General features: G+C 67.6%; 27 protein-coding genes. 7 read left to right on the top strand and 20 right to left on the bottom strand.

The features are described from left to right. Positions 1–89: 89 nt before the first annotated feature. Together ccmA and ccmB are read left to right on the top strand one after the other, a co-directional pair. Entirely contained in the window at positions 90–719 is a 630-nt protein-coding gene (gene ccmA / locus AC1RNC_RS16270) for a heme ABC exporter ATP-binding protein CcmA (protein ID WP_125158872.1), read from the top strand. After that, positions 716–1381, top strand: a complete 666-nt coding sequence (gene ccmB / locus AC1RNC_RS16265; protein ID WP_492887380.1) for a heme exporter protein CcmB — start codon at positions 716–718, stop codon at positions 1379–1381. Before ccmA ends, ccmB begins: the two co-directional genes overlap by 4 nt. Positions 1382–1391: 10 nt before the next feature. Here the strand turns inward: ccmB and AC1RNC_RS16260 are convergent, their stop codons facing one another. After that, complete coding sequence (locus AC1RNC_RS16260; RefSeq protein WP_492887379.1) at positions 1392–2285, bottom strand: DMT family transporter; 894 nt, start codon at positions 2283–2285, stop codon at positions 1392–1394. A 239-nt stretch (positions 2286–2524) separates the two neighbouring features. On the opposite strand from AC1RNC_RS16260, the gene AC1RNC_RS16255 reads away from it, so the two are divergent. From AC1RNC_RS16255 to AC1RNC_RS16240, 4 genes are all read left to right on the top strand, one after another. Then, positions 2525–3166, top strand: a complete 642-nt coding sequence (locus AC1RNC_RS16255; protein ID WP_492887378.1) for a Spy/CpxP family protein refolding chaperone — start codon at positions 2525–2527, stop codon at positions 3164–3166. 107 nt (positions 3167–3273) lie between these two features. Further along, positions 3274–4017, top strand: a complete 744-nt coding sequence (ccmC, locus tag AC1RNC_RS16250) for a heme ABC transporter permease CcmC (RefSeq protein ID WP_492838837.1) — start codon at positions 3274–3276, stop codon at positions 4015–4017. Then, complete coding sequence (gene ccmD, locus AC1RNC_RS16245) at positions 4014–4196, top strand: heme exporter protein CcmD (RefSeq protein ID WP_492887377.1); 183 nt, start codon at positions 4014–4016, stop codon at positions 4194–4196. The genes ccmC and ccmD overlap by 4 nt, the downstream gene beginning before the upstream one ends. Beyond that, positions 4193–4705, top strand: a complete 513-nt coding sequence (locus tag AC1RNC_RS16240) for a DsbE family thiol:disulfide interchange protein (RefSeq protein WP_492887376.1) — start codon at positions 4193–4195, stop codon at positions 4703–4705. The genes ccmD and AC1RNC_RS16240 overlap by 4 nt, the downstream gene beginning before the upstream one ends. 44 nt (positions 4706–4749) lie before the next feature. Here AC1RNC_RS16240 and AC1RNC_RS16235 read toward each other — a convergent pair whose 3' ends face one another. The 14 genes from AC1RNC_RS16235 to rimP all read right to left on the bottom strand — a co-directional run bounded on the left by AC1RNC_RS16235 (position 4750) and on the right by rimP (position 19343). Next, the gene (locus AC1RNC_RS16235; RefSeq protein WP_492887375.1) at positions 4750–5586 is read right to left on the bottom strand and encodes an alpha/beta fold hydrolase; all 837 of its coding nucleotides are present in this window, start codon (positions 5584–5586) and stop codon (positions 4750–4752) included. A 125-nt stretch (positions 5587–5711) separates the two neighbouring features. Next, positions 5712–5975: a hypothetical protein gene (locus AC1RNC_RS16230; RefSeq protein ID WP_492887374.1), complete on the bottom strand. Its 264-nt coding sequence runs from the start codon at positions 5973–5975 to the stop codon at positions 5712–5714. A gap of 126 nt (positions 5976–6101) precedes the next feature. Then, positions 6102–8240, bottom strand: coding sequence for a polyribonucleotide nucleotidyltransferase (pnp, locus tag AC1RNC_RS16225; protein ID WP_492887373.1), 2139 nt, complete (start codon positions 8238–8240; stop codon positions 6102–6104). Between the two features lie 313 nt (positions 8241–8553). Further along, on the bottom strand, positions 8554–8823 hold the full coding sequence (rpsO, locus tag AC1RNC_RS16220) for a 30S ribosomal protein S15 (RefSeq protein ID WP_099581985.1): 270 nt from the start codon (positions 8821–8823) through the stop codon (positions 8554–8556). A 14-nt stretch (positions 8824–8837) separates the two neighbouring features. Next, positions 8838–9770 carry a tRNA pseudouridine(55) synthase TruB gene (truB, locus tag AC1RNC_RS16215; protein WP_492887372.1) on the bottom strand — a complete coding sequence of 311 codons (933 nt, stop codon included), beginning with the start codon at positions 9768–9770 and terminating at the stop codon, positions 8838–8840. Positions 9771–9772: 2 nt separating this feature from the next. Beyond that, complete coding sequence (gene rbfA, locus AC1RNC_RS16210) at positions 9773–10270, bottom strand: 30S ribosome-binding factor RbfA (protein ID WP_492887371.1); 498 nt, start codon at positions 10268–10270, stop codon at positions 9773–9775. 110 nt (positions 10271–10380) lie between these two features. Continuing rightward, a complete protein-coding gene (locus AC1RNC_RS16205; RefSeq protein ID WP_492887370.1) occupies positions 10381–11166 on the bottom strand; it encodes a dienelactone hydrolase family protein in 786 nt (261 codons plus the stop codon). Positions 11167–11269: 103 nt separating this feature from the next. Next, positions 11270–11626, bottom strand: a complete 357-nt coding sequence (locus AC1RNC_RS16200; protein ID WP_492887369.1) for a YciI family protein — start codon at positions 11624–11626, stop codon at positions 11270–11272. 95 nt (positions 11627–11721) lie between these two features. Continuing rightward, the gene (locus AC1RNC_RS16195) at positions 11722–12288 is read right to left on the bottom strand and encodes a hypothetical protein (RefSeq protein ID WP_492887368.1); all 567 of its coding nucleotides are present in this window, start codon (positions 12286–12288) and stop codon (positions 11722–11724) included. Next, positions 12285–12800, bottom strand: a complete 516-nt coding sequence (locus AC1RNC_RS16190) for a DUF2939 domain-containing protein (RefSeq protein WP_492838854.1) — start codon at positions 12798–12800, stop codon at positions 12285–12287. The genes AC1RNC_RS16195 and AC1RNC_RS16190 overlap by 4 nt, the downstream gene beginning before the upstream one ends. 130 nt (positions 12801–12930) lie before the next feature. Then, positions 12931–16035, bottom strand: a complete 3105-nt coding sequence (gene infB, locus AC1RNC_RS16185; protein WP_492887367.1) for a translation initiation factor IF-2 — start codon at positions 16033–16035, stop codon at positions 12931–12933. Positions 16036–16330: 295 nt separating this feature from the next. Next, entirely contained in the window at positions 16331–16978 is a 648-nt protein-coding gene (locus AC1RNC_RS16180; protein ID WP_492838858.1) for an RNA-binding protein, read from the bottom strand. A gap of 98 nt (positions 16979–17076) precedes the next feature. Then, a complete protein-coding gene (gene nusA, locus AC1RNC_RS16175) occupies positions 17077–18765 on the bottom strand; it encodes a transcription termination factor NusA (protein WP_492887366.1) in 1689 nt (562 codons plus the stop codon). 2 nt (positions 18766–18767) lie between these two features. Continuing rightward, positions 18768–19343: a ribosome maturation factor RimP gene (gene rimP / locus AC1RNC_RS16170; RefSeq protein WP_492887365.1), complete on the bottom strand. Its 576-nt coding sequence runs from the start codon at positions 19341–19343 to the stop codon at positions 18768–18770. A gap of 356 nt (positions 19344–19699) precedes the next feature. Here rimP and ppa point away from each other — a divergent pair, with 356 nt between their 5' ends. Further along, entirely contained in the window at positions 19700–20233 is a 534-nt protein-coding gene (ppa, locus tag AC1RNC_RS16165) for an inorganic diphosphatase (RefSeq protein WP_013077233.1), read from the top strand. 47 nt (positions 20234–20280) lie between these two features. Here the strand turns inward: ppa and trmB are convergent, their stop codons facing one another. The 5 genes from trmB to AC1RNC_RS16140 form a co-directional block, all read right to left on the bottom strand. Beyond that, positions 20281–20961: a tRNA (guanosine(46)-N7)-methyltransferase TrmB gene (gene trmB, locus AC1RNC_RS16160; RefSeq protein ID WP_492887364.1), complete on the bottom strand. Its 681-nt coding sequence runs from the start codon at positions 20959–20961 to the stop codon at positions 20281–20283. Positions 20962–21052: 91 nt separating this feature from the next. Beyond that, entirely contained in the window at positions 21053–22276 is a 1224-nt protein-coding gene (gene metK, locus AC1RNC_RS16155; protein WP_492887363.1) for a methionine adenosyltransferase, read from the bottom strand. A gap of 113 nt (positions 22277–22389) precedes the next feature. Further along, the gene (locus AC1RNC_RS16150) at positions 22390–22824 is read right to left on the bottom strand and encodes a helix-turn-helix domain-containing protein (RefSeq protein ID WP_492887362.1); all 435 of its coding nucleotides are present in this window, start codon (positions 22822–22824) and stop codon (positions 22390–22392) included. A gap of 40 nt (positions 22825–22864) precedes the next feature. After that, entirely contained in the window at positions 22865–24445 is a 1581-nt protein-coding gene (gene lnt, locus AC1RNC_RS16145; protein WP_492887361.1) for an apolipoprotein N-acyltransferase, read from the bottom strand. After that, positions 24442–25356, bottom strand: a complete 915-nt coding sequence (locus tag AC1RNC_RS16140; protein WP_492887360.1) for a hemolysin family protein — start codon at positions 25354–25356, stop codon at positions 24442–24444. Before AC1RNC_RS16140 ends, lnt begins: the two co-directional genes overlap by 4 nt. Positions 25357–25359: the final 3 nt, after the last annotated feature.

Raw genomic sequence — 25359 nt, 5'->3', positions numbered from 1 at the left:
CGTACCACCCAAAACGACTGGAGGGGGACGACCGCGCGCTTATTAGCGCCGCCGTCGTCGAACGTCCATGTCGCGCACGGGGTCTTGACGTGTTGAGAGTTGTTCTCATTAAGGAACTGGCGATCACGCGGGGCGAGCGCACGCTGTTTTCGCGCCTGGATCTGACGCTGCGCGCCGGCGAGGCGGCGGTGCTGACGGGCCGCAACGGGGCCGGCAAGACCAGCCTTTTGCGGGCCGTGGCGGGCCTGCTGCGCCCCGCCGAAGGAACGATCGCCTTCGAGAGCGAGACCGGACCGATCGAGGCCGACACCGCGCGGGCCGAGCACCTGCACCTGCTGGGCCACCAGGACGGGCTGAAGTCCAGCCGGACGGCCTGGGAGGAGCTGCGCTTCCAGACGCTGTGGACCGGCGGAACCGAGGATAACGCCCGGGCGGCGGCCAAGCGCTTCGACCTCAATCGCCTGCTGGACCTGGAAGTCCGCCGCCTGTCGGCCGGCCAGCGCCGTCGCCTGGCCCTGGCGCGACTGGCGGCCAGTCCGCGGGCGCTATGGCTGCTGGACGAGCCGATGGCCCCGCTGGACGCGGGCCAGCGCGCGGCGTTCGGCCAGGTGATGGCCGAGCACCTGGCCGGCGGCGGCATGATCCTGGCCTCGGTGCACGATCCGCTGCCGATCCCGACCCGGTCGGTGCCCATTGGAATGGAAGGAGCCGGGCGATGAAAGGCTTCGGCATCCTCCTGCGGCGGGAACTGGCCCTGGCCTGGGGCAAGGGCGGCGGGCCGCTGCTGGCCCTGACCTTCTACGCCTGCGTCGTGGTGCTGCTGCCAATGGCCTCGGGCCGCGCGCCCGAGCGCCTGGCCGCCATCGCGCCCGGGATCGCCTGGCTGGCCCTGGCCCTGGCGGCGCTTCTGTCGCTGGAGCGACTGTTCGAGCGCGACTACGAGGATGGGACCCTGGACCTGCTGGCCCTGGGCCCCGCGCCGCTGGAGGCCGTCGCGGTCGCCAAGTGCCTGGCCCAATGGCTGGCCACCGGCGCGCCGCTCGCCCTGGCCGCGCCCGTCGCGGCGCTGATGCTGGGCGCGGATCTCAAGGTCATGCCGCTGCTGGTGCTGTGCGCCCTGGCCGGCGGCCTGGCCTTCGCCTTCCTCGGCGGTCTCGGCGCGGCGCTAGCCCTGGGCAGCAAGCGCGGCGGCCTGCTGGTGGCGGTGATCGTCCTGCCGCTGTTCGCCCCGCCGGTGATCTTCGGAGCCGGGGCGCTGGACGGCTATTCGGCCGGCCTGCCGTGGACCGGCGGGCTGCTGCTGCTGCTGGCCTACTGCGTCGGCGCGATCGCCCTGTCGCCGCTGGCCATGGGCGCGGCCTGCCGCAACGCGCTGGACTGAGCCGCCCATATCAAGGGGTTGGCGCCACCGTCGCCTGGATGTCGCCCAGCGCGGCCTTCTTCTCACCCAGCACCACCGCCAGAGAACCGCCGATGATCAGCAGGCCGCCGGCGAACAACGCCGCGGTCAGGTGGTCGCCGAACAGCAGCACGCCGCAGCAGGCGCCGATCAGCGGCTCGATATTGATGAACACCCCGGCGCTGGCCGCCCCGACCCGGGCCGCGCCGTACTGCCAGGCGGCGGTGGCCAGCAGGGTGGCCAGGACGCCCTGGGCCAGGATCGCGGCCCAGACGGGCGCGCTCAGGGTCAGTTTCGGCGGGCCGTGCATGACGAAGGCGATCGGCAGGACGGTCGCGGCCGCGATGATGATCGACACCGCCGGGATGGCCATGGCGTTCGGGGCCTTCGGCGCGCGGCGCAGGGTCAGCAGCCAGGCCAGGAACAGGAACAGCGCGCCCAGCGACAACGCCACGCCCAACGGCGAGCTGGCCCCGTCAGGCTTGCCGGCGATCAGGGCCGCGCCCAGGGTCGCCGCCGCCACCCCGATCCACGACATCCTCGAAACCGTCTCGCCCAGCACCTTGGCGCTGACCGCGATCAGGGCCGGCATGGCGCCGACCAGCAGGGCCGCGACCGTGACGCTGACATGGGCCAGACCCTCGAACTGGACCATGAAGGCCACGCCGTAGAGCACGCCCGCCAGCAGCACGACCGGCGACTTGAACAGGGCCCGGACCTCGGGCGAGCGCAGGGCGAACGGCGCGGCGGCCAGGGCGGCGACCACGAAGCGCAGCAGCACCATATGGGCCGCGTCCATCTCGGTCAGGATCAACTTGCCGGTCGGAAAGCCCAGGCCCCAGCACAGTCCCGCCAGCGCCAGGGCGACGAAAGCGATCGACTTCATGAAAAGACTCCGGACCGGAAACGCGGGCAGACCGGCGCGGACGCACGGCGGGACCGGCGTCCTCTAGATCACGACGATCCCGGAACTGGCAGCTGACATAAAGCACGCCCGCTTGAGCGCAAACACGGAACCTTTCGCGGACTTCGTCAAACATGGAACATTGTTCATGTTTTCTGACATTTTCGCGCCATATCCCGATGGCCAAGCTCTCGTCCTCATACGACAGGGAGCTCACAACCATGCGTAAAACCCTTACCCGCCTGGCGTTTGCAGGGGCTGCCACAACCCTTCTCGCCGGCGCGGCCCTGGCCCAGGTTCCGCCGCCTCCGGCCCCGCCCGCCCCGCCGCCGCCGCCGGAAGCGCCCCTGCCCCCCATGCCTCCCATGCCCCCGATGGACATGATGATGGCGATGGGTCCGGACATGATGTTCATGCGCCAGGATCGCCACGCCGACCCGGAAAAACGCGCCCAGCGTCTGCGCGACATCCTGCAGCTGCGCGGCGACCAGGACGGCGCCCTGAAGGCCTATGTCGAGGCCACCACGCCCAAGATCGTCATCGAGAAGCGCGAAGTCTCCAAGGACGACAAGAAGGATGGCGACTCCAAGCGTGACGGAGGCGAATGGGCCGAGCGCAAGCCGCTGACCACCCTGGAGCGCCTGGACCGCGTGACCAAGGCCGCTGACGCCATGAAGACGCGCGCGGAAGCCACCCGCGCTTTCTACACCGCCCTGACTCCGGCCCAGCAGAAGACCTTCGACATCCTGGGCATGGGCGAGGGCGAAGGCGACCAGCGCGTCTTCGTGCGTCGCTTCGAAACCCGCGGCCCGATGATCAAAAGCGACGACCGTAGGGTCGTCATCCAGCGCAAGGTCGGCTGACCCCGACCGAGCACGAAGGCGCGTCGGGCCTGCAACCGACGCGCCTTCTCCTCTTCAGTAGCGATACGACCATTGCCCGCGCTCTCGCCGCGCTCTAAGCAGCCGATATGGACGCGCGCCACACGTTCGATTTCCTGACCAACCCCGAGCGGTTCATGGCCTTCTCGCGGTGGGCCGCGCCGTGGCTCGGCGCGCTGTCGGCCCTCGCCGGGATCGCCGGCCTGGTCATGACCTTCCTGGTCCCCGAGGACTATCAGCAAGGCGACACGGTGCGGATGATGTTCATCCACATTCCGGCCGCCTCGCTGGCCATCTTCATCTATGTCTGTCTGGGCGCGGCCAGTTTCCTGGCCCTGGTTTTCCGCCAGGCCCTGGCCGACCTCGCCGCCCAGGCCTGCGCCCCGATCGGCGCGGCCTATACGGCCCTGGCCCTGATCACCGGCTCGCTGTGGGGCAAGCCGATGTGGGGCGCCTGGTGGGTGTGGGACGCGCGCCTGACCTCGGTGCTGGTGCTGCTGCTGTTCTATCTGGGCTACATGGCCCTGCGCGGCGCTCTGGAAGATGAGCAGAAGGCCGCCCGCGCCGCCGCGATCCTCGCTTTGGTCGGCCTGATCAACCTGCCGATCGTCAAGTTCTCGGTCGAGTGGTGGAACACCCTGCACCAGGGCTCCTCGACCTTCATGGCCAAGGACGGCGACGGCCTGCCGGCCATCTACGCCTGGCCGGCCGTCCTGATGGGCCTGGCCTATCTCGGCGGCTTCGGCGCGCTGTGGCTGGTCCGCATCCGCGGCCTGGTGTGGCGGCGCAAGGCCCGGAGCCTGGCCATGAAGCTGGCGGAGGGCGCGCGATGAGCTTCGACTTCGACGCCGGCAAGTACGCCGTCTATCTGTGGCCCGCCTTCGCCATCTCGGCGGCGGCTTTCGCCTGGATGATCGCCGACAGCCTGCTGACGACCCGCCGGTGGAAGCGCGAGGCCGAACGCCTGCAGGCCGAGTTGAACGAGGTCGGCCAAGAAAGTGTCGGGCCGTGAGGCGCTGGCTGGCCTTCGCGCCGCTGATCATCCTGATCGCCCTCGCGGCCCTGTTCGCGGGTTTCGCCCTGAAGCGTGATCCGCACGTCCAGCCGCACGCCCTGGTCGGCAAGCCGATGCCGGCCCTGTCCCTGCCCGAACTGGACAGCGGCCGCCCGGCCCCGATCCGGGCCACAACGGACGGCCCGATCCTGGTCAACTTCTTCGCCTCGTGGTGCGCCCCCTGCGAGGTCGAGCACCCGCAGTTGATGGCCCTCAAGGCCCAGGGCGTGAAGGTGGTCGGCATCGCCTACAAGGACGCCCCGGCCAACACCCAGGCCTTCCTGACCCGCCTGGGCGATCCCTTCGCCGAGCGGCTGGTCGACCGCGACGGCCGCGCGGGCCTGGAGTTCGGCGTCACCGGCGTGCCGGAGACCTATCTGGTGAGCTCGGACGGCACGATCCTGGCCAAGCACACCGGCCCGCTGACGCCCGACGCTGCCGAGGACCTGCTGAAGAAAGCCCGCTAGACCGCGCCCTTCCCGAAGGAAGGACGCGGCCCAGAGCGTCGGCCTCAGCCCTGGATGAAGGCCAGCAGGTCCTTGTTGATCGTCTCGGCCTCGGTGGTCGCCATGCCGTGCGGGAACCCCGGATAGGTGATCAGCTGACCGTTCTTCAGCAGCTTGATCGCCTGGCGGGCCGAGGCGTCGATCGGCACGACCTGATCGTCCTCGCCATGCAGCACCAGCACCGGCACATCGATGACCTTCAGATCCTCGGTGAAGTCGGTTTCCGAGAAGGCCGCCACACAGTCGTACAGCGCCTTGACGCCAGCCATCATGCCCTGGCGCCACCAGTTGTCGATCACGCCCTGGCTGACCCGCGCGCCCGCGCGGTTGAAGCCGTAGAACGGGCCGGCGGCGACGTCGCGGAAGAACTGGGCGCGGTCATTGGCCGTGCCATTGCGGAAGCCGTCGAACACCTCCAGCGGCAGGCCGCCAGGATTGGCCTCGGTCCTCAACATCAGCGGCGTCACGGCGCCGACCAGCACGGCCTTGGCGACGCGGCCCGGCTCGGCGCGGGCCACGTAGTGGGCCACCTCACCGCCGCCGGTCGAGTGACCGATGTGGATGGCGTTCTTCAGGTCCAGATGCTTGGCCAGGGCGATGACGTCGGCGGCGTAGGTGTCCATCTCGTTGCCGGTGTCGGTCTGGCTGGACCGGCCGTGGCCGCGACGGTCATGAGCGATGACGCGATAGCCCTTGCCCAGGAAGAACATCATCTGCGCGTCCCAGTCGTCCGACGACAGCGGCCAGCCATGGTGGAAGACGATCGGCTGGGCGCTCTTCGAACCCCAGTCCTTGAAGAAGATCTGGGCGCCGTCGCTGGTGGTGAAATAGCCGCTGCTCATGTCCGTTTTCCCTCTGGCTGGGAGGCCGTCTGGCCCGTCCCGTTGTCCCGATGAGGAGAGAATGAACGCGGACAATCATCACGGATATGGAAACTATGGAAATCCATTGTTTCCAATTTGGAACTTTATCCGCCGACGCCCTTGAGCACCCAGTCGTAACGCTGGGCCGGCTGGTAACCGACGATCGGGCTGGCGCGGACGATTTCCCGCAGGTTCTCGTCGAGATCGCGCATGATGACGTCGATCAGAGAACTGCGGGCCACCCGGATGGCCTCATCCTTGGGCGCGGTCCGGGCGCAGGCCGGACAGCGCGCGGCAAAACCATCGCCCTCTCGCACAACCTGGACATCGACGCGGCACGCTCCGCACTGCACGACATGGTCGGCCATCGCTCGCCTCCTGTTCCGCAACTCAGAATGGAACAAAGAGAGAACAATGAAAAGCCAAAACGCAAAACGGGCGGCCCCTTTCGGAACCGCCCGCCTGATAGCGTCCGGAATGGAAGCTAAAGAGGCTTACGCTTCTTCGGCCGCCGCTTCCTTCTTGGAAAGGTCTTCGCCAGTTTCCTGATCGACGACCTTCATCGACAGCTTGGTCTTGCCGCGATCGTCGAAGCCCAGGAGCTTCACCTTGACGATCTGGCCTTCCTTCAGCACGTCCGACGGCTTGGCGACGCGTTCGTTGCTGATCTGGCTGACGTGGACGAGGCCGTCCTTGGCGCCGAAGAAGTTCACGAAGGCGCCGAAATCGACGACCTTCACGACCTTGCCGTCGTAGATCTTGCCCACTTCGGCTTCGTCGGTGATCGACTTGATCCAGTCGATCGCGGCCTTGATCTTGGCGCCGTCCGAGGCCGAGACCTTCACGGTGCCTTCGTCGTTGATGTCGACCTTGGCGCCGGTGGTGGCGACAATCTCGCGGATCACCTTGCCGCCGGTGCCGATCACTTCACGGATCTTGTCGGTCGGGATGGTGATGGTCTCGATCTTCGGCGCGAAGTCGCCCACGTCGGCGCGCGGCGCGTCCATGGCCTTGTTCATTTCACCGAGGATGTGAGCGCGGCCTTCGTGAGCCTGGGCCAGGGCCTGCTTCATGATCTCCGGGGTGATGCCGGCGATCTTGATGTCCATCTGCAGCGAGGTCAGGCCTTCGCTGGTGCCGGCGACCTTGAAGTCCATGTCGCCGAGGTGATCTTCGTCACCCAGGATGTCCGACAGAACCGCGAAGCCGTCCTTTTCCAGGATCAGGCCCATGGCGATGCCCGAGACCGGACGGATCAGCGGAACGCCGGCGTCCATCATGGCCAGCGACGAACCGCAGACCGTGGCCATCGAGGACGAGCCGTTCGACTCGGTGATCTCCGAGACCAGGCGGATCGTGTAGGGGAAGTCTTCCTTGCTCGGCAGCATCGGGCGCAGGGCGCGCCAGGCCAGCTTGCCGTGGCCGATTTCGCGGCGGCCCGGGCTGCCCATACGGCCGGTTTCGCCGACGCTGTAGGGAGGGAAGTTGTAGTGCAGCAGGAAGGATTCCTTGTAGGTGCCTTCCAGGGCGTCGATGAACTGCTCGTCGTCGCCGGTGCCCAGGGTGGCGACCACGATCGCCTGGGTCTCGCCGCGGGTGAACAGGGCCGAGCCGTGGGTGCGCGGCAGGATGCCGACTTCGCCCAGGATCGGACGGACGGTGCGGACGTCACGGCCGTCGATGCGCAGGCCGGTGTCCAGGATGCCGCGACGCACGACGTCGGCTTCCAGTTCCTTGAAGATCGCGCCCAGCTTCTGCGGGTCGTAGCCGGCCGGATTGGTGTCCGACTTGCCCAGGGCCTCGATGGCCTTCTTCTTGGCGGCGCCGATCGCTTCGTAGCGGTCCTGCTTCTTGGTGATCTTGTAGCCGGCGGCGATGTCGGCGCCGACAATGCCCTTCATCTCGGCCTTGATCGCGTCGGTGTCTTCCGGCTCGAACGCGAAGGGCTCCTTGGCGGCGTGCTCGGCCAGGTCGATGATCGCGTCGATCACCGTCTGCATTTCCTTGTGGGCGAAGTTGACGCCGCCCAGCACGATCTCTTCCGAAAGCTCCTGGATCTCGCTTTCGACCATCATCACCGCTTCGGTGGTGCCGGCGACCACGAGGTCCATCTTGCTGTCCTTCAGCTCGTCGAGCGTCGGGTTCAGCACGTATTGGTCATTGATCCAGCCAACGCGGGCCGCGCCGATCGGGCCCATGAACGGGGCGCCCGACAGGACCAGGGCGGCCGAGGCGGCCACCATGCCCAGGATGTCGGGATCGTTCTCGAGGTCGTGCTGCAGCACGGTGACGACGACCTGGACTTCGTTCTTGAAGCCCTTGACGAACAGCGGGCGGATCGGACGGTCGATCAGGCGGGAGACCAGGGTCTCCTTTTCCGACGGACGGCCTTCGCGCTTGAAGAAGCCGCCCGGGATCTTGCCGGCCGCGAAGGTCTTTTCCTGATAGTTGACCGTCAGCGGGAAGAAGTCCTGACCGGGCTTCTGGCTCTTGGCGAACACGGCGGTGGCCAGGACGACGGTTTCGCCCATGGTGGCCAGAACGGCGCCGTCGGCTTGACGGGCGATGCGACCGGTTTCGAGGACCAGCGTCTTGCCGCCCCACTCGATCGTCTTGCGCTTGATATCGAACATTTTTTCTTCTTTCGGTTCCGAAGGACCCATTTCCTTCAGGACGGACAGGGGCGGGCGGCCGAAGGGCGGTCCCGAGATTTCCTCATCCAGTTCGACAGACGTCCGAAGACAGTGATCTCCGGCTTACGTGTTCGGATCGCGCATGGCGGACCCGCGGCAACCTTTCGTTTCGGCCTGTCTCGAAACGAAGGCTTGGACTTTTTCGCGTGACGGGCGCCGAAACCGGAAACCACTTTCGGCAAACCGTTTTCGACCGGCACGCTTCAGAAAAACGTTCGGCCGCTCTACGAAAGCAGAGCGGCCGAATTGTGCCTTAGCGACGCAGACCCAGCTTTTCGATCAGGGCCTGATAGCGACCGGCGTCGGACTTCTTCAGGTGGTCGAGAAGCCGGCGACGCTGGGAAACCAGCTTCAGCAGGCCACGACGGCTGTGGTTGTCCTTCTTGTGCGTCTTGAAGTGCTCGGTCAGGTTCGAGATGCGTTCCGAGAGGATCGCGACCTGGACTTCAGCGCTGCCGGTGTCGCCGGTGGTGCGGGCGTGTTCGGCGATAAGAGCGGCTTTGCGCTCGATGGTGATCGACATCGGGTTGTCTCCGCTCAGGTGAGTTGGAAGACCCGCACCGGATTGAGCTTCCCGGCGCGCATCTCGCACAGGGCCACCAACCTGTCGCCGGACATGGCGGAAACGGTGCGATCGCCGGGCGTGAGCTCGGCTTTCAGCGTTTCAACCTGCCTCGGAAGCAGGACGATGGCGCGTCCCTGTGCAAGCCGGAAGGCGTCTTCGTCGGTCACGGCCAACGCCGGGATGTCGTCCAGCGCGGTCTCGACCGGAAGCAATGCCTCCGACAGCCGGGCCTCATAGCTCAAATTCTCAAGGGTTTCCAGCGATATCGCGGTCGCCTCGGCGAAGTCGCCCACCCGCGTCCGGCGCAGCTCGGCCACGTGACCGCAGGTTCCCAGCGCCTTGGCCAGGTCCCGGACCACGGCCCGCACATAGGTGCCCTTGCCGCATTCCATCTCCAGCGTGACGTGGTCGGCGTCGGCCTGCTCGACAACCTTGAGGTCGAAGATGTTGACCTTGCGGGTCGGCAGCTCGAACTCGACGCCGTCACGCGCCAGGTCATAGGCGCGCTCGCCGTCGACCTTGATGGCCGAGAAGTTCGGCGGGACCTGGTCGACCTCGCCGATGAAGGCGGGAAGGGCGGCTTCGACCTGCTCGCGGGTCGGCCGCACGTCGGAGGTTCCGGTCGTCTCGCCCTCGCGGTCCAGGGTCGTGGTGTCGCGGCCCCAGGCGATGGTGAAGCGATAGGCCTTGTCGGCGTCCATCAGGAACGGAACGGTCTTGGTCGCCTCGCCCAGGGCGATGGGCAAGATCCCCGTGGCCAGCGGGTCCAGCGTGCCGGCATGGCCGCCCTTCTGGGCGTTGAACGCCCGGCGCACCCGGCTGACCGCCGTGGTCGAGGTCAGGTCGTAGGGCTTGTCCAGGCAGATCCAACCCGAGACGGCGTCACCCTTCTTGCGGCGGGCCATGCCTAATGCTCGTCCCCATGGCCCTGATCGTCTTCGCCGGCGACGTCCGAGAGGGTGCGCACGTCCTGCTGCACGCGCGGGTCGTCGAACAGGCGGTCCATGTAGGCGGCGGCGCCGAAGCTCTCGTCGTGGATGAACTTCAGGTCCGGCGTGAACTTCATGTCGATCACCTTGCCCAGGCGCCCGCGCAGGAAACTGGCCCCCCGGTTCAGGGCCTTCATGACCTCTTTGATGTCCTCGTCCCCGCGGCCAGCCTCGCCCTTCAGGCCAGCGCCGAGGGGTTCGACGAAGCAGACGGCGTGGCGCAGATCGGGGCTCATCCGCACCTCCGACACCGTGAACGAGACGTTGACCAGCACCGGATCGGCCAGGCCTTCCTCGTGGAAGACATCGACCAGGGCGTGGCGGATCAGTTCGCCGGCGCGGAGCTGGCGTTGCGAAGGGCCCGTCGGGGAGGCCTTCTTGGTTTCGGCCTTCTTGGGGCCCGAGAGGCGCTTCATGGCGCGGAATCCTTGTGGCCCGGCCGGCGGATCGAACGCCGGTGCGCGGGGAAAATCGGAGGCGGGTGTCTAGGCGCGTAAGCGGCGGAAGTCCAGCCCCGCCCCCTTCCCTAGGCGCCAACCCGATCCTTGAAGAACGCGATCACCTTGTCCCGCGCCTTCATCGATCCGCTGTCCGGGACCGAGCGGTGCAGGTGCAGGGTCAGCACCGAGTGCGGGGCCATGGGCACGCCCGGCGCGGCGTCCGCGTCATCCAGCTCGACCACCTCGACCTTGTCGCCGAACTCGGCCTTCAGCCGCGCGATACGGGCGTCGGGCACCAGCTTGTCGGCGGAAAAGCGCAGGGCCAGCAGCGACAGATCCTCGTCCTTGAACCGCCGCTTGGCGCAGGCCAGCTCCGAGGCCGAGCAATCCAGGCCGCCCTTGTCCTTCAGCGGCAGGGAGGGTTGGGACAGCACGGGCGCCACCACGGCCGGTTCGGTCATCATCGCCAGGGCGAAGCCACCGGTGAAGCACATGCCGACCGCGCCGACGCCCTTGCCGCCGCAGTCCTCGTGCGCCTGGCGGGCCAGGGCCCGCAGCCAGTCGACGATCGGGCTGGAGCGGCCGTCCTTCCAGACGCTGAACTCGCGCCGCACGCAGATGTTCTTGAGGATCACCCCGATCGCATAGCCGCGCGTGACTTGCTTGGCGGGCTTGCCGAACAGGCTGGGGCAATAGGCGGTCAGGCCCGAGGCGGCCAGGTCGCGGGCGAAGGCCAGCACGCCCGGATGCAGGCCCGGCACCTCGTGGATGACGATCACCGCCGGCCCGGAGCCGATCTTGTAGACCTCGCGCGTCCAGCGCCCGTCGTCGAACTCGAAGCGCTCGAATCCCGACAGCCCGTCGTCAGCCATGCCCGCCCCCTCTTTGTTTCGAGAAGGCTAGAGCATTTTCCGACGAAGTGGATACCGGTTCGGCGTCGGAAAATGCGTCAAAGCAAAAGGCTCCCGGTCAGGATCAGAAGGCCATCGCCCGCTTCCAGGCGGGCCGCGGCCTGCCCGGCTCGGGACGTTCGGAGAGATCGCCCGGCTCAAGCAGCAGGCGGATCTCGATCTCGGCCGAACCGTCAGCCGGCGCGGGACAACGGCGCACCCAGGCGGCGGCGTCCTCGCGCGAGGCGACATCGAAGACCCAAAAGCCGGCCAGGGTTCGACCTTCAGCGGAGGCGTCGGCTTCCATCCGCGCGCCGCGGGCCGACAGCCTCGCCCGGTCCGCCACGCCGGCCCTGACGAGTTCCGCGTCATAGTCCCGCATCGCCTGGCCCAGTTCCGGCCCGACGTCGGTTTCGACCTTCAGCAACACCATGAACCGCATCGCGCGTCTCCCGCCGGGAAATCGCCGGCCTCATCCTAAAGACGCGCCAGCCCCTGTTGTTGCGACATGCGGCGGCTAAATTCTTGAACGATCGCCTAGTTGGTTGTGTCGGGATGCTGGGGATTGTCGGTCCAGTCCGACATCGGGTCCGGTCCGTCGCGGCCGCGCGGCAGGCGCCACTCGCCGCGATACGAGAAATCCAGCGTGCCACAGAGCCGCGCCTTCCCCTCCGCCTTCGGATCGTCGCCGAACGCCTGGATCCGCAGGTCGCGGCGCAGGGCGATGGTGCTGAACGACAGCCACAGCCGCGTCGAGCCGGGGCAGAAGGCGCGGACATAGATCTTGCCTTGGGCCGCCGTGGCGTCGACCTCATAGAGCGAGGCGTCGGCGTCGACGCCCTCCATGCCCGAGAGGCCACCTGGACCCAGGTCCTTCTGGCGGCCGTCCTTCAGCCGCGCCTCGGCCGGCACGCCGGTGGCCAGCACCTTGATCGGCCGGCTGGCGCCCATGAAGCCCTGGTTGAAGAGGATGGTCACGCCAGCGCCGGTCAGCCGCTTGGCGTCGGCCGAGATCGGGTCGTACGAGAACAGCCGGGTTTCGGCCCGGGCGGCGGTGGCCGACAGCAAGGCTAGGGCGACGCCCCCCCAGACGACTGGCTTCATCGTTTCAGATGCAGGTTCGCGGCCTCGGCGTCGAAGCTCGTCAGGCGCCAGGTCGCCCCCTCTTGAGTGAAGGTCAGCAGGCAGGGGCCGTCCTTCTTGGCCGCGCAGACCCGGCCGTCGCCGACGGGGCGTAGCGCGCCGGCGATCGCCACCCGGCCCGGGATCGGCCGATCAGGCGTGTAGCCATAGTAGTTGGCGGCCGCGTGGAAGGTTTCCGGCCGGATCAGCGCCTCGCCGGCCGCGTCGGCCAACGGGCCCGCCGCCAGGGCGGCCAGGGCCATGACCCCGCTGCTCTGCCCGCCGCGCTGACGCGCCTCTTCCATCAGCCGCGTCTCGATCTGGGCTTTCAGCGCCCGGCGATCGACATGCGCCTCGAACGTCGCCCGGTCGTTGTCGCGGATGGCGACCAGCAGGTCGTGCACGTCGCCGCCGGCGTCGAGACGATTCACGGTCGCGCAGGCCGCGAGCGATGCGGCGACGGCGGTGAGAGCGAGGAGGGCCTTGATACGCATACGAAAGGGGTAGCGCCGGATTGGGGCGATTTCCAGTCTCGCTTCGAGTCCCCAAGCAATACCCAGACAAAGACAAAGGGCGCGGACCTCGCGATCCGCGCCCTTCGAATTTTCGATCTCGCGATCAGCCCTAGTCGAGCTGGCGCTTGATCTCTTCGACGGTGAAGCACTCGATGGTGTCGCCGACCTTGATGTCCTGGAAGCCGGCGAACAGCATGCCGCACTCCTGACCGGACGGGACCTCGTTGACCTCGTCCTTGAAGCGCTTGAGCGTCGCCAGGGTGCCCAGTTCCAGAACGACGATGTCGTTGCGGATGATCCGGACCTTGGCGCCCTTGCGGACCACGCCCTCGGTGACCCGACAGCCGGCGACCTTGCCGATCTTCGAGATGTCGAAGGCCTGCAGGACCTCGGCGTTGCCGAGGAAGGTTTCGCGCTGGATCGGGGCCAGCATGCCCGAGAGCACGCCTTTGATGTCGTCCAGCAGGTCGTAGATGATCGCGTAGTAGCGGATCTCGACCCCTTCGCGTTCGGCCAGGGCCCGCGCCTGGGCCGAGGCCCGGACGTTGAAGCCGATGACCGGCGCGCCGGCGCCCTTGGCCAGCATGACGTCGCTTTCGCTGATCGCGCCGGCGCCCGACAGGATGATCCGCGCACGGACCTCGTCGGTCGACATCTTGTCCAGCGAACCGATGATCGCTTCGGCCGAACCCTGCACGTCGGCCTTGATGACCAGCGGCAGTTCCTTCAGCTTCTTGTCCTGCAGCTTGGCCATCATGTCGGCCATCGAGGCGCCGGCGCCCACGGGGGCCATCGACTTCTCGCGCTTCTGGCGGATGCGGTACTCGGTCAGTTCACGGGCGCGGGCTTCGTTCTCGACCACGGCGAAGGCTTCGCCGGGCGAGGGGACGCCGTCCAGACCCAGGATCTCGACCGGGGTGGCTGGTCCTGCCTCGGTCAGCTGCTCGTTGCGCTCGTTCAGCAGGGCGCGAACCCGGCCGAACTGGGCGCCGGCGACGACGATGTCGCCGCGCTTCAGCGTCCCGCGATTGACCAGCACGGTCGAAACCGCGCCGCGACCCTTGTCCAGCTTGGCCTCGATCACCACGCCGTCGGCGGTGCGGTCGGGGTTGGCCTTCAGGTCCAGCACTTCGGCCTGCAGCAGGATGGCGTCGAGCAGCTCGTCGAGACCCGTGCGCGCCTTGGCCGAGACCTCGATAATCTGGGTGTCGCCACCCAGGCTTTCGACGACGATCTCGTGCTGCAGCAGCTCATTGACCACGCGGGTCGGATCCGAGCCCGGCTTGTCCATCTTGTTGACGGCGACGATGATCGGCACGTTGGCGGCCTTGGCGTGTTTGATCGCCTCGATCGTCTGGGGCATCACGCCGTCGTCACCCGCCACCACCAGCACGACGATGTCGGTGATGTTGGCGCCACGGGCGCGCATCGCCGAGAAGGCGGCGTGGCCGGGCGTGTCGAGGAACGTCACGCGCTGGCCGTCCTTCAGGCGAACCTGATAGGCGCCGATGTGCTGGGTGATGCCGCCGTGTTCGCCGGCCGCCACGTCCGTGGAGCGCAGGGCGTCCAGAAGCGACGTCTTGCCGTGGTCGACGTGACCCATGATCGTGACGACCGGGGGGCGCGGCTCCAGGTGATCGTCGATGTCCTCGGCGCCGATGAAGCCTTCTTCGACGTCGGCTTCCGACACGCGGCGCACGGTGTGACCGAATTCGGTCGCCACCAGCTCGGCGGTGTCGTTGTCGATGACGTCGTTGATCTTCAGCATCACGCCCTGACGCATCAGGAACTTGATGATCTCGACGCCGCGCACGGCCATCCGGTTGGACAGCTCCTGCACGGTGATGACGTCGGGAATGACGACTTCACGCGCGACGCGGGTCTGTTCGGCGACGCCGCCGCGACGCTTTTCCTTTTCACGTTCGCGGGCCCGGCGAACCGAGGCCAGCGAGCGCATGCGGTCGGCGGAATCCCCATCACCGGCCACGGCCTGGATGGTCAGACGGCCTTCGCGGCGCTGCGGAGCGCCCTTGACGCGCGAGACGGCCTTGTTGGGCGCGTTGGCGGCCTTGCGGCGATCATCGTCGTCGTCCGGACGGCGGCTGACTTCGCCGCCGGGACGCGGGGCCGAACGCATGGCGCGTTGGATTTCCGGCGTGGCCGGAGCCTGAGCCGGCACGCCCGGACGCGGACCGCGCGGCGGACCGCCGGGACCCGTGCGGGCGCCGGGCGCCGGGCGCGGGGCCAGGGCCGAATAGCGGACGGTCTGCTGCGGGCGGTCGCCTTGCGGACGATCACCCTGCGGGCGGTCGCCACGATAGCCGCCGCGGTCGCCCTGCGGACGATCGCCGTCGGGACGCGGACCGCGCGGGCGGTCGCCTTCCGGACGCGGGGCGCGTTGACCAAAGTTGGCGCCGGCGTCGGGGCGCGGGGCGCGCTGGTTGAACGGACGGTCGCCCTGCGGGGCCGGACGATAGGTCGTCGTGCTCGGACGATCGTCGCGACGCTCGCGGCTAGGCTCGTAGGTGCGGGTCTGGCCAGCGGGAGCCGCCGGGCGAGGCCCGTCGTGACGCGGACCTTCATGACGCGGACCTTCATGACGGGGCGCGTCCTGGCGCGGAGCCTCGGCGCGCGGAGCCGCCGGAGCCTGGGCCACGGGACGCTGAACCGGCGCGGCCGGTGGCGGCGTCACCGGTGCGGCGGGCGCGACCGGAGCCGGCGCCGGAGCCGGTGCTTGAGCGGCGGGCGCTTGAACCGGCGGCGCGGCGGCGGCGCGTTCGGCCGCGGCTTTAGCGGCGGCTTCGCGCTGAGCGGCTTCCTGAGCGGCGCGGGCGCGGGCCTCGGCGGCGGCCTGGTCGGCCGCCTGACGCGCTTGGTTTTCGCGCGCGGCGTCGACGACGCGCTGGCGAGCGCGCAGTTCTTCCTGCGAGAGACCACCGGCCGAACCGCCGCCCGACGGGGCGTGGCCGCCGCCTTGCAATGACTGCTGGCGCGGCGGCGGCGCGTCATGGCGACGCTCAGCCGAAGACGGCGCGGCGAGATTGCCCGTCGCGGACGCGTGCGGACGCGTGCGCTTGGTTTCGACCACCACCGTCTTGGTCCGGCCGTGGCTGAAGCTTTGCTTCACGACCCCGGCGCTCACCGAGCCCTGGCGGGGCTTCAGGGTGATGGGGGCTCGTCCGCCGGGTCGGCCGTTTTCGTTCTCGTCGCTCATGCGCTCGCTTGTACTTCCGCCAGGCGGTACCTGGCTAAAAAACCGCATTTTCCATGTGAGAAAGGGGCCTGGACGTACCTGCCGAGGCAAGCGCGTTTCCCGACCCTTCACTCACGAACGCGACCCGAATAGCCGCGCCCAACGTCTAAGATTCTAGAGCTTTTCCATCGCACTGAAGCGGATCCAGTGGGATGCAAAAGCTCTAGAGCCTGTCCCGGCCGGTTGACCGACCAGGGCGAACAGGCCCGCCCTCTTAGTCCAGTGACCTTCTCATCCGCCGAGGGCGGGAAGGCCGCTAGCCGTCCTCACGTCCGTTCGCCGACCATTCGGGAGGCAAAAGCGGGCGGAAACCTGACAAACGCTCGACATCCAATGTCCAACGTTCGGCGCCGCGCCCGGCGAGGAGTGCGGTGTGTATCACATTCTCCCCGCCCAAGGCCAAACTCAATTCATCCGAATTGAAGGCGCCCAGCAAACGAGGCGGCGTGGGGGCCTTTCGGGCGGCGTTAAGTATCTTGCGGCGACCATCGGCGGCCGCGTCGGACGCCTCGATCAGCCAGGCCACCTTGCCCGTTCCCAGGGCGGCGACCACCTTTTCGTATCCCGAGATAATGCTTCCAGCCTTGCGCGCAAGGCCCAGGCTGTCCAGCAGCCGGCGAACCAGCAAGGCCTCGACCTGGTCGGCGAGATCCGCCGGAACCGTCAGCTTGGTCTTGGCCGCGCGCGAGAACAGGCCCTTCTTGGCCGCCGTGGCGATCGAGTCCCGGTCGGCGCCGACCCAGATACCTCGGCCCGGCAACTTTCTCGCCACGTCGGGCGTGACCGTCCCGTCCGGCCCCGCCACGAAGCGGACCAGGCGCGCTTCGTCCGTCGCCTCGCCCAGGACGATGTCCTTGCGCAGACGATTGGCCTCGGCGTGGGTTTTGGGGTCGGTCTCGGTCATCTTGTCTTTTGCTTGGAGCGAGGCGAACGCCGCGCTCCGGAATGGCGAACGGCCCCGCGGATCGCTCCGCGAGGCCGTCGTTTCACGCTCCGAAGGGCTTAGGCCTCTTCTTCGGAGACGGCTTCTTCGGTCGCGGGGGCCTCGGCGACGGCTTCGCCTTCGCCTTCAGCTTCAGCTTCAGCTTCGGCCTCATACTCGGCTTCCGCTTCGTATTCCGGTTCCGGCGGCGCTTCGACCCAACCCATGGCGACGCGGGCGCGCATGATCAGGGCCTCGGCGTCTTCCGGCGACAGGTTGAAGCTTTCCAGGATGCCCGGCTCGCGCACGCGCTCGCCGTTCTTGGTCTCGAACCAGCCGCGCATGTCGTCCGGCACCAGACCCGCGAGGTCTTCCACCGTCTTCACGTCGCCTTCGCCCAGGGCCACGGCCATGGCCAGGGTCACGCCCTCGACGGCCAGGAGTTCGTCCTGCACGCCCAGCTCCAGACGCTTGGCGTCCAGGGCGGCGGCTTCCTTGTCGAGGAATTCGCGAGCGCGGGCCTGCAGCTCCTCCGCGGTTTCCTCGTCGAAGCCCTCGATCGAGGCGATCTCGTGCGGTTCGACGAACGCCACGTCTTCCACCGCGGCGAAGCCTTCGGTGACCAGCAGCTGGGCGATGACCTCGTCGACGTCCAGCGCTTCCTGGAACAGGGTCGTGCGCTCGGCGAACTCGCGCTGACGGCGCTCGCTCTCCTGGCTCTCGGTCATGATGTCGATCTGCCAGCCGGTCAGCTGCGAGGCCAGGCGGACGTTCTGGCCGCGGCGGCCGATGGCCAGCGACAGCTGCTCGTCCGGCACCACGACTTCGACGCGCTCGTCTTCCTCGTCCATGACGACCTTGGAGACTTCGGCCGGGGCCAGGGCGTTGACGATGAAGGTGGCCTCGTCTTCCGACCACTGGATGATGTCGATCTTCTCGCCCTGCAGCTCGGCCACGACCGCCTGCACGCGCGAGCCGCGCATGCCGACGCAGGCGCCGACGGGGTCGATCGAGCTGTCGTTGGAGATGACGGCCATCTTGGCGCGCGACCCCGGGTCGCGGGCCACGGCGCGGATCTCGATGACGCCGTCATAGACTTCCGGCACTTCCTGCGCGAACAGCTTGGCCATGAAGCCGCCGTGCGCGCGGCTCAGCATGATCTGCGGGCCCTTGGTCTCGCGACGGACGTCGTAGATGTAGGCGCGGATGCGGTCGCCGACGTTGAAGTTCTCGCGCGGGATCGACTGGTCGCGGCGCATGATGCCTTCGCCGCGCCCCAGGTCGACGATGACATTGCCGTATTCGACGCGCTTGACGCTGCCGTTGACGATCTCGCCGACGCGATCCTTGTACTCTTCGTGCTGACGCTCGCGCTCGGCTTCGCGGACCTTATGCATGACGACCTGGCGGGCCATCTGGGTCTGGACGCGGCCGATCTCGAACGGCGGCAGAACTTCTTCGTAGATCTTGCCGACCTCAGCGTCGCGCCAGGTGCGCTTGGCGATCGACAGCTGCATCTTGCCGATCTCGCCTTCCAGCTCGGCGTCGTCGGGCACCACCTCGATCACGCGCTTCTGCGTCATTTCGCCCGTGCGCGGGTCGATCTTGACGCGGATGTCGTGCTCGGCGCCGTAGCGGGCGCGGGCGGCCTTCTGCAGAGCGTCCTCGATGGCCTCGATGACGACTTCCTTCTCGATGCTCTTTTCACGCGCGACCGCGTCGGCGATCTGCAGGAGTTCGAGCCGGTTGGCGGAGATGCCGATGGCCATGGTCAGTCCTCTTCACTTTCGGACAGGTCGTCGTTGTCGGATTGAATGCGGGCGGCGCGCTGCTTCGCGCCCCGCTCCATCAGGGTGTCGGTCATGACGAGCTTGGCGTCGATGATCCAGGCGAAGGGGAAGTAGACGGTGACGTCGTCCTCGCCCTCGATGTTCAGGCCGACCTGGTCGTCTTCGATCCCGGCCAGCTCGCCCTTGAAGCGCTTGCGGCCCTCGGCCACGCGGTCGAGTTCGATGCGGGCCTCGAGGCCGGCATAGTCGGCGAAATCCTTCAGGCGGGTCAGCGGCCGGTCGATGCCGGGGCTGGAGACCTCCAGCGTATATTCGCCGGCGATCGGGTCGGCGGCGTCGAGGATTTCGGAGATCCCGCGCGACAGCTTCGCGCAGTCCTCGACGTTCATGTCGCCGCCGCTGCCGTCTTCCCGCAGCGGATGTTCGGCCATGATCTGCAGGCGACGCTGCTCGGCGCCGCCCATCAGGCGCAGCCGGACGATCTCGTAGCCAAGGGTTTCGGCCACGGGATCGAGCATGTCGATCAGATCACGGTCTTCCTGCGTCTTGCCGCGCACGTTCTTCTCAACTCGATACGGCTGGCGGGAAAACTCCCGTTCAGCCAAACAAAAAGCGGCAGCCTTTCGGCCGCCGCTCGAAAGCGCCATCTAGCGCTAACGGACGATGTAGGACGCTTTATAGGCGAATTGAAAAACCTTGTCGACTCCATCGGCGTACGCCCCTTCCGCGCCGCAGCAATTTTAGGAAGAGCCTGTCCATTTTGGATGCCTGCATCCAAAATGGATAAACAGGCTCGTTTTAAAAAAGTAGAGCGTGATGGCCGCCAAAACCGCTCACACTTTTGGCTATCACGCTCTATAAGCCAGCCCGCGCAGGCCGCCTCCCCGCGGACCTCATAAGACGAAGAGTCACAATGGACCTCTCCAAGATCCCCACCGGGGCCAACCCGCCTTACGACCTCAACGCCATCATCGAGATCCCGCAGGGCGGCGAGCCGGTGAAGTATGAGATCGACAAGGAAAGCGGCGCTCTGATGGTCGACCGCTTCCTGCACACGGCGATGTTCTATCCGGCCAACTACGGCTTCATCCCGCACACCCTGGCCGACGACGGCGACCCGGCCGACATCATGGTCGTGGGCCCGACTCCGGTGGTGCCGGGCGCGATCATCCGCTGCCGCCCGATCGGCACCCTGATGATGGTCGACGAAGCCGGTTCGGACGAGAAGATCCTGGCCGTGCCGGTCGACAAGCTGCACCCGTTCTATACCGGCGTGTCCAGCTGGCGCGACCTGCCGACCATCCTGACCGAGCAGATCGCCCACTTCTTCCAGCACTACAAGGATCTGGAAAAGGGCAAGTCGACCAAGATCAGCGGCTGGGCGGACATCGAGGAGACCGCCGACATCATCCGCACGGCGATCAAGCGCTACAACGAAACGTACTAGGCCAGACGATGACGCCCCTCCCCCTCGTGGGGAGGGAAGGTCAGCGCCTATGCCCTGACGAAATCCAGGAACACCGGCGCGCAGTCGCCCAGCTTCTTTTCCTCGTAGCGCGTGGTGACGTGGTCGGCCGGAATCGCGTTGCGGTCGGCGTCGGCGTCGGCGAAGCGGAAATTCGCATCGGCCAGCACCCGCTCGGTGGTCCACTCGCCGTAGTCGGCCCAGTCGGTGGCGAAGCGCAGGGCCGCGCCCGGCTTCATGACGCGCGCCAGCTTGGCCACGAACTCCGGCTGGATCAGACGGCGCTTGTTGTGGCGCGCCTTGTGCCAGGGGTCGGGGAACATGATGAACACGCGATCGAGGCAGGCGTCGGGCAGCCAGTCGACCACGTCGCGAGCGTCGCCCTCGTGAATGCGCACGTTCTTCAGCGCCTGCTCTTCCACATGGCGTACGGCGCTGGCCACGCCGTTGACGAACGGCTCGGCCCCGATGACCAGGGTCTCCGGAACGCGACCAGCCTGGGCGGCCATGTGCTCGCCGCCGCCGAAGCCGATCTCCAGCCATACGGCCTTGGCGCCCGGCATCAGATCCAGGGGCAGGAACGGGCCCTGCGGCACGGCGATCTCGGGCAGCAGGGTGTCGAGCAGAGCCTGCTGGCGCGGCTTCACCGGGCGCGCCTTGATGCGGCCGAACGAGCGCAGCGGCCCGTGGGGAATGGGAGCGGAAGTCATGGGCGGCGTCTTAGAGCTTTGAAAGCGAAATGAAAACGGGCTCCGACCCGGATGGATCGGAGCCCGCTTCGCGAGGGGTCGAAGGTGAGGCTTACGCCAGGCCCTTCAGTTCGCCCACGAGGTCGGTCTTCTCCCACGAGAAGCCGCCTTCGTTATCCGGCGTGCGGCCGAAGTGGCCGTAGGCGGCGGTGCGGGCGTAGATCGGGCGGTTCAGCTGCAGGTGCTCGCGGATGGCGCGCGGGGTAGCGCCGCCGATCAGCTGCGGCAGCACCTTTTCCAGCACCGCCGGATCCACCTTGCCGGTGCCGTGCAGGTCGACGTGGAACGAGACGGGGTGGGCCACGCCGATCGCATAGGCGATCTGGATGGTGCAGCGGTCGGCCAGGCCCGAGGCCACGACGTTCTTGGCCAGGTAACGGCAGGCATAGGCCGCCGAGCGGTCGACCTTGGTCGGATCCTTGCCCGAGAACGCGCCGCCGCCATGCGGAGCCGCGCCGCCGTAGGTGTCGACGATGATCTTGCGGCCGGTGACGCCGGCGTCGCCGTCCGGGCCGCCGATCTCGAAGCGACCGGTCGGGTTGACCAGCCACTGGGTCTTCTTGGTGATCAGGCCGTCCGGGAACACCGGCAGGATGTGCGGCTTGATCAGGTCCAGCACGCGCTTGGAGGTCGCGGCCTTGCCGTCGATCTTCTTCTTGTGCTGATGGCTCACGACGATCGAGACGACCCGCACGGGACGGCCATTGCCGTCATATTCCAGGGTCACCTGGCTCTTGGCGTCCGGCTCCAGCGCCGAGAGCTCGCCGCTGTGACGCAGCTCGGCCAGGCGCTTCAGCACATTGTGGCTGTACTGCAGGGTGGCCGGCATCAGCTCCGGGGTCTCGGTGCTGGCGTAACCGAACATGATGCCCTGGTCGCCGGCGCCTTCGTCCTTCTTCTCGGTGGCGTCCACGCCCTGGGCGATGTGCGCCGACTGGCCGTGCAGGAAGTTCGAGTACTTCGCCTTCTGCCAGTGGAAGCCCTTCTGCTCGTAGCCGATATCCTTGATCGCCGCGCGAACCTTGGGCTCGAGCGAGGCGAGGATGTCCTTGGTCAGCTGCTTGTTGGCCTTCTTGTCGCCATCCGGCTTGCCGGCGCGGACCTCGCCGGCCAGGACGATGCGGTTGGTCGTCACCAGGGTCTCGCAGGCGACGCGCGCCTCGGGATCGACGGTCAGGAAGGCGTCGACGACGGTGTCGCTGATACGGTCGGCGACCTTGTCGGGGTGACCTTCAGAGACGCTCTCGCTGGTGAAGATGTAGGACGAACGGCTCAAGAGACAGCTCCGGTCATGAAATTCCGCGCAGGCGGACAGGCGCCCGGTACGGCGTCAGTTAGACCGGAACCATATAAAGATATGTTTATGCGATCAAGCGGCGCTTGAGGGACTTACGACTCGTCGTCGCCGGGTTCCTCTTCCTCGGCCATCGAGCGAACAAGCTCCAGGATCCGCCGGCGCACCTTCGGCTTGGTGATCCGAGGGAACAGGCTGGCCAGTTCCAGGCCTTCGGGCGTCATCAGGAAATCGTGGACGAACACCTCGCCGCCCTCGGCCACGCCCTCGCTGGCGGTATCGGCCAGGCCCTCGAAGAAATAGGCCACCGACGACTGCAGGCTCTTGGCGATTTCATAGAGCTTGCTGGCGCTGACCCGGTTGGCGCCGCGCTCGTACTTCTGGATCTGCTGGAAGGTCAGACCCAGATGCTCGGCCAGTCGCTCCTGGCTGACGCCCAGAATCTTCCGGCGCATGCGGATACGCGCCCCGACGTGCAGGTCGATGGGGTTGGGGTGGCGCTCGGTGTGCGGCAGGTCGCTCATACCCACGCTTGATAGCTGAAATTGCGGTTTTAATTCAGCCTAAGTCTTACAGGCGCGCAATAGAGGAAAAGGACTTACCTGCTCGCAGGCGAACTGACGCAACCGCAGATATCAGTAGAAGCGCAAGAAACGCGAGATTTCCGAAGTTATCGAAGGGTGTAATCTCACCCATCCCCGGTATTTGCGCATCGACGACGCCGCTTTTGCCTAAATCAAGCCGGGCCCCCGGGATGATCCGACCACGCGCGTCGATGACAGCGCTTACTCCGGTGGGCGTGGCGCGCAGGATCGGCTTGGCGCTCTCGATGGCGCGATAGCTGGCCAGATTGAGGTGCTGCAAAGGTCCGGACGTCACGCCGAACCAGGCGTCGTTCGACACATTGATCAGGGCGCGGACGTTCGGATCGCTTTTGGCCAAGCCGGGAAACAGGCTCTCGTAGCAGATCAGCGGCTGGACCAGCAGGTCGGGCGCGATGCGAAGGGGGGCCGGGCGCGGACCCGTGGCGAAGCTGTCGCCCAGATGCGTCAGGCTCTTGAAGCCGATGAGGGTGAGGAACTTCTCCGCCGGCAGGTATTCGCCGAACGGCACCAGCCGATGCTTGTCATAGATCCCGACCACCGCGAGATCCGTGGCCGTGCGACGCAGGGCGATCAGGCTATTATAATAGACTGGCGCCTGGACCGGCCCTTCGTAACGATAACCGCCGATCAGCAGCAGCTGCCCAGGCTGGAGACTGTCGACAATCGCCTGGCGGACCCAAGTCCCCGGCGCGAGATAATCGTTGGTCGCCGCCGGCAAGGCGCCCTCGGGCCAGATCACGATGTCCGCGGGCCTGTCCTTGTACGGCGCCGCGGTCAGCGAGACATAGGACTGTACGATCCGCGAGAAGCGCTCGGCGTCCCACTTGGCGTCCTGCTGAATGTCGGCCTGGACGATCCGCACGGTGGTCGGCGGGCCCTCGGCCAGCGGTCGCGACTGCGCCACCGCGCCGTAGGCGTAGAGCGCGACGAGGCCGGCGCCCGCCGCGCCCAGCGCGACCTTCCCGGCCTTGCCCTCGCGCCACGCGGCGGGAGCGGCGGCGATGGCCAGGGTGATCCAGGTCAGGCCGTAGGCGCCGACCAGGGCGGCGGCCTGGGACGGGAAGGATCCCGCCCGCCAGGTCTCGCCCGGGAGGTTCCAGGGAAAGCCGGTCAGGACGTGGCCGCGCGCCCACTCCAGCGCCGCGAAGGCCCCGGCGAAGGTCAGGACCCGCCAGGCGCTAGCCGGCCGAACCCAGCGGTAGAGCAGCGCCGCCAGGCCCCAGAACAGCGCCAGGCCCGAGGCCATGGCCGCCACGGCGAAGGGGGCCATCCAGCCCTGGTTGGCGGCGTCGACCATGAAGGCCTCGGCGATCCACCAGGTGCTCAGGCTGAAATAGCCCACCCCGGCCAGCCAACCGCGCCAGAAGGCCGAGCGCAGCGGCTTGGCCGGATTGGCGTCGTCCAGAAGATGAAGAAGAACGGCATAGCCCAGCAGCCCCGGCAGCACGCCGAACGGCGGATGGGCCAGGGCGGCGGCAAGGCCGGCGATCAACGCCAGAAGCGGGGCGCTCCAGGCCTTCGCGCGGAAGTCCGTCCACGCGGTCACGAGGCTCCAAGGCCCTCGGAGACGGTCCCGGCCAGCGCTGACTGCGGCGACGAACCGCCGCGCACACGCACCCGGCGCACCCGGCGCGGATCGGCCTCGACCACCTCGAACTCGTAGCCGTCCGGATGGGCGATGACCTCGCCCCGCTGCGGCACGCGGCCGGCCAGGGCCACGACCAGGCCGGCGACCGTATCGATGTCCTCTTCCATGTCCGAGGGGGCCAGCTCGCGGCCGAGGGCGGCCTCCAGTTCTTCCAGCGGCGCGCGGGCGTCGGCGTCGAAAACCCCGCCTGGCCGCGCCACGATCGCGACGGCGGCCGCGTCATCGTGCTCGTCGTCGATCTCGCCGACCACCGCCTCGATCAGGTCTTCCATCGAGACCAGACCGTCGGTGCCGCCGAACTCGTCGATGACCAGGGCCATGTGGATACGGCTGGTGCGCATGCGGAGCAGGAGATCGGCGGCCTTCATCGAAGCGGGCACGTACAACGCGTCACGGCGCAGCTTGTTCAGCACCAGATCGCCCGCCGCCGGCCGTCTGGCCTCGTCGGAGAGCAGGCGGAAGATGTCCTTGACGTGGACGACGCCGACGGGATCGTCGAGGGTCTCGCGATAGATCGGCATCCGCGAGTGCTCGGCCTCGGCGAACTGGGCGACGACCGTCTCGAACGGCGTCGAGAGCTCGACCGAGACGATGTCGGCGCGCGGAGTCATGACGTCGGCGACCCGCAGGGTCTGGAAGGCCTCGGCCTGGTCGACGATGTCGATGACGCCGGTCGCGGCCGGGGGTTCGGGCGGCCGCGAGGGCTCGCCGCCGGTCAGCTGTCGGCGCATACGCCGGAAAAACGCCCGCACGCCCCGGCTCCTGCGAGCCGGACCGGCGGGCTGTTGACTAGGCTCGTCGCTGGGCATGGC

Source organism: Caulobacter sp. GW822-FHT01G02 (assembly GCF_058802865.1).
The sequence above is the reverse complement of the archived record's forward strand: the minus strand, read 5'-3'. Positions and strand labels throughout refer to the sequence as shown.

Bases quoted from the DNA above. Each gene is read 5' to 3' on its own strand.
- AC1RNC_RS16205 (WP_492887370.1), bottom strand. From the start codon at position 11,166: ATGGCTGACGACGGGCTGTCGGGATTCGAGCGCTTCGAGTTCGACGAC.
- AC1RNC_RS16190 (WP_492838854.1), bottom strand. From the start codon at position 12,800: ATGCGTATCAAGGCCCTCCTCGCTCTCACCGCCGTCGCCGCATCGCTC.
- ccmD (WP_492887377.1), top strand. From the start codon at position 4,014: ATGAGCTTCGACTTCGACGCCGGCAAGTACGCCGTCTATCTGTGGCCC.
- AC1RNC_RS16255 (WP_492887378.1), top strand. From the start codon at position 2,525: ATGCGTAAAACCCTTACCCGCCTGGCGTTTGCAGGGGCTGCCACAACC.
- AC1RNC_RS16230 (WP_492887374.1), bottom strand. From the start codon at position 5,975: ATGGCCGACCATGTCGTGCAGTGCGGAGCGTGCCGCGTCGATGTCCAG.
- AC1RNC_RS16260 (WP_492887379.1), bottom strand. From the start codon at position 2,285: ATGAAGTCGATCGCTTTCGTCGCCCTGGCGCTGGCGGGACTGTGCTGG.
- AC1RNC_RS16140 (WP_492887360.1), bottom strand. From the start codon at position 25,356: ATGCCCAGCGACGAGCCTAGTCAACAGCCCGCCGGTCCGGCTCGCAGG.
- rbfA (WP_492887371.1), bottom strand. From the start codon at position 10,270: ATGAAGCGCCTCTCGGGCCCCAAGAAGGCCGAAACCAAGAAGGCCTCC.
- rpsO (WP_099581985.1), bottom strand. From the start codon at position 8,823: ATGTCGATCACCATCGAGCGCAAAGCCGCTCTTATCGCCGAACACGCC.
- ppa (WP_013077233.1), top strand. From the start codon at position 19,700: ATGGACCTCTCCAAGATCCCCACCGGGGCCAACCCGCCTTACGACCTC.
- AC1RNC_RS16195 (WP_492887368.1), bottom strand. From the start codon at position 12,288: ATGAAGCCAGTCGTCTGGGGGGGCGTCGCCCTAGCCTTGCTGTCGGCC.
- ccmB (WP_492887380.1), top strand. From the start codon at position 716: ATGAAAGGCTTCGGCATCCTCCTGCGGCGGGAACTGGCCCTGGCCTGG.
- AC1RNC_RS16235 (WP_492887375.1), bottom strand. From the start codon at position 5,586: ATGAGCAGCGGCTATTTCACCACCAGCGACGGCGCCCAGATCTTCTTC.
- infB (WP_492887367.1), bottom strand. From the start codon at position 16,035: ATGAGCGACGAGAACGAAAACGGCCGACCCGGCGGACGAGCCCCCATC.
- AC1RNC_RS16200 (WP_492887369.1), bottom strand. From the start codon at position 11,626: ATGCGGTTCATGGTGTTGCTGAAGGTCGAAACCGACGTCGGGCCGGAA.
- truB (WP_492887372.1), bottom strand. From the start codon at position 9,770: ATGGCCCGCCGCAAGAAGGGTGACGCCGTCTCGGGTTGGATCTGCCTG.
- AC1RNC_RS16180 (WP_492838858.1), bottom strand. From the start codon at position 16,978: ATGACCGAGACCGACCCCAAAACCCACGCCGAGGCCAATCGTCTGCGC.
- nusA (WP_492887366.1), bottom strand. From the start codon at position 18,765: ATGGCCATCGGCATCTCCGCCAACCGGCTCGAACTCCTGCAGATCGCC.
- pnp (WP_492887373.1), bottom strand. From the start codon at position 8,240: ATGTTCGATATCAAGCGCAAGACGATCGAGTGGGGCGGCAAGACGCTG.
- trmB (WP_492887364.1), bottom strand. From the start codon at position 20,961: ATGACTTCCGCTCCCATTCCCCACGGGCCGCTGCGCTCGTTCGGCCGC.
- ccmC (WP_492838837.1), top strand. From the start codon at position 3,274: ATGGACGCGCGCCACACGTTCGATTTCCTGACCAACCCCGAGCGGTTC.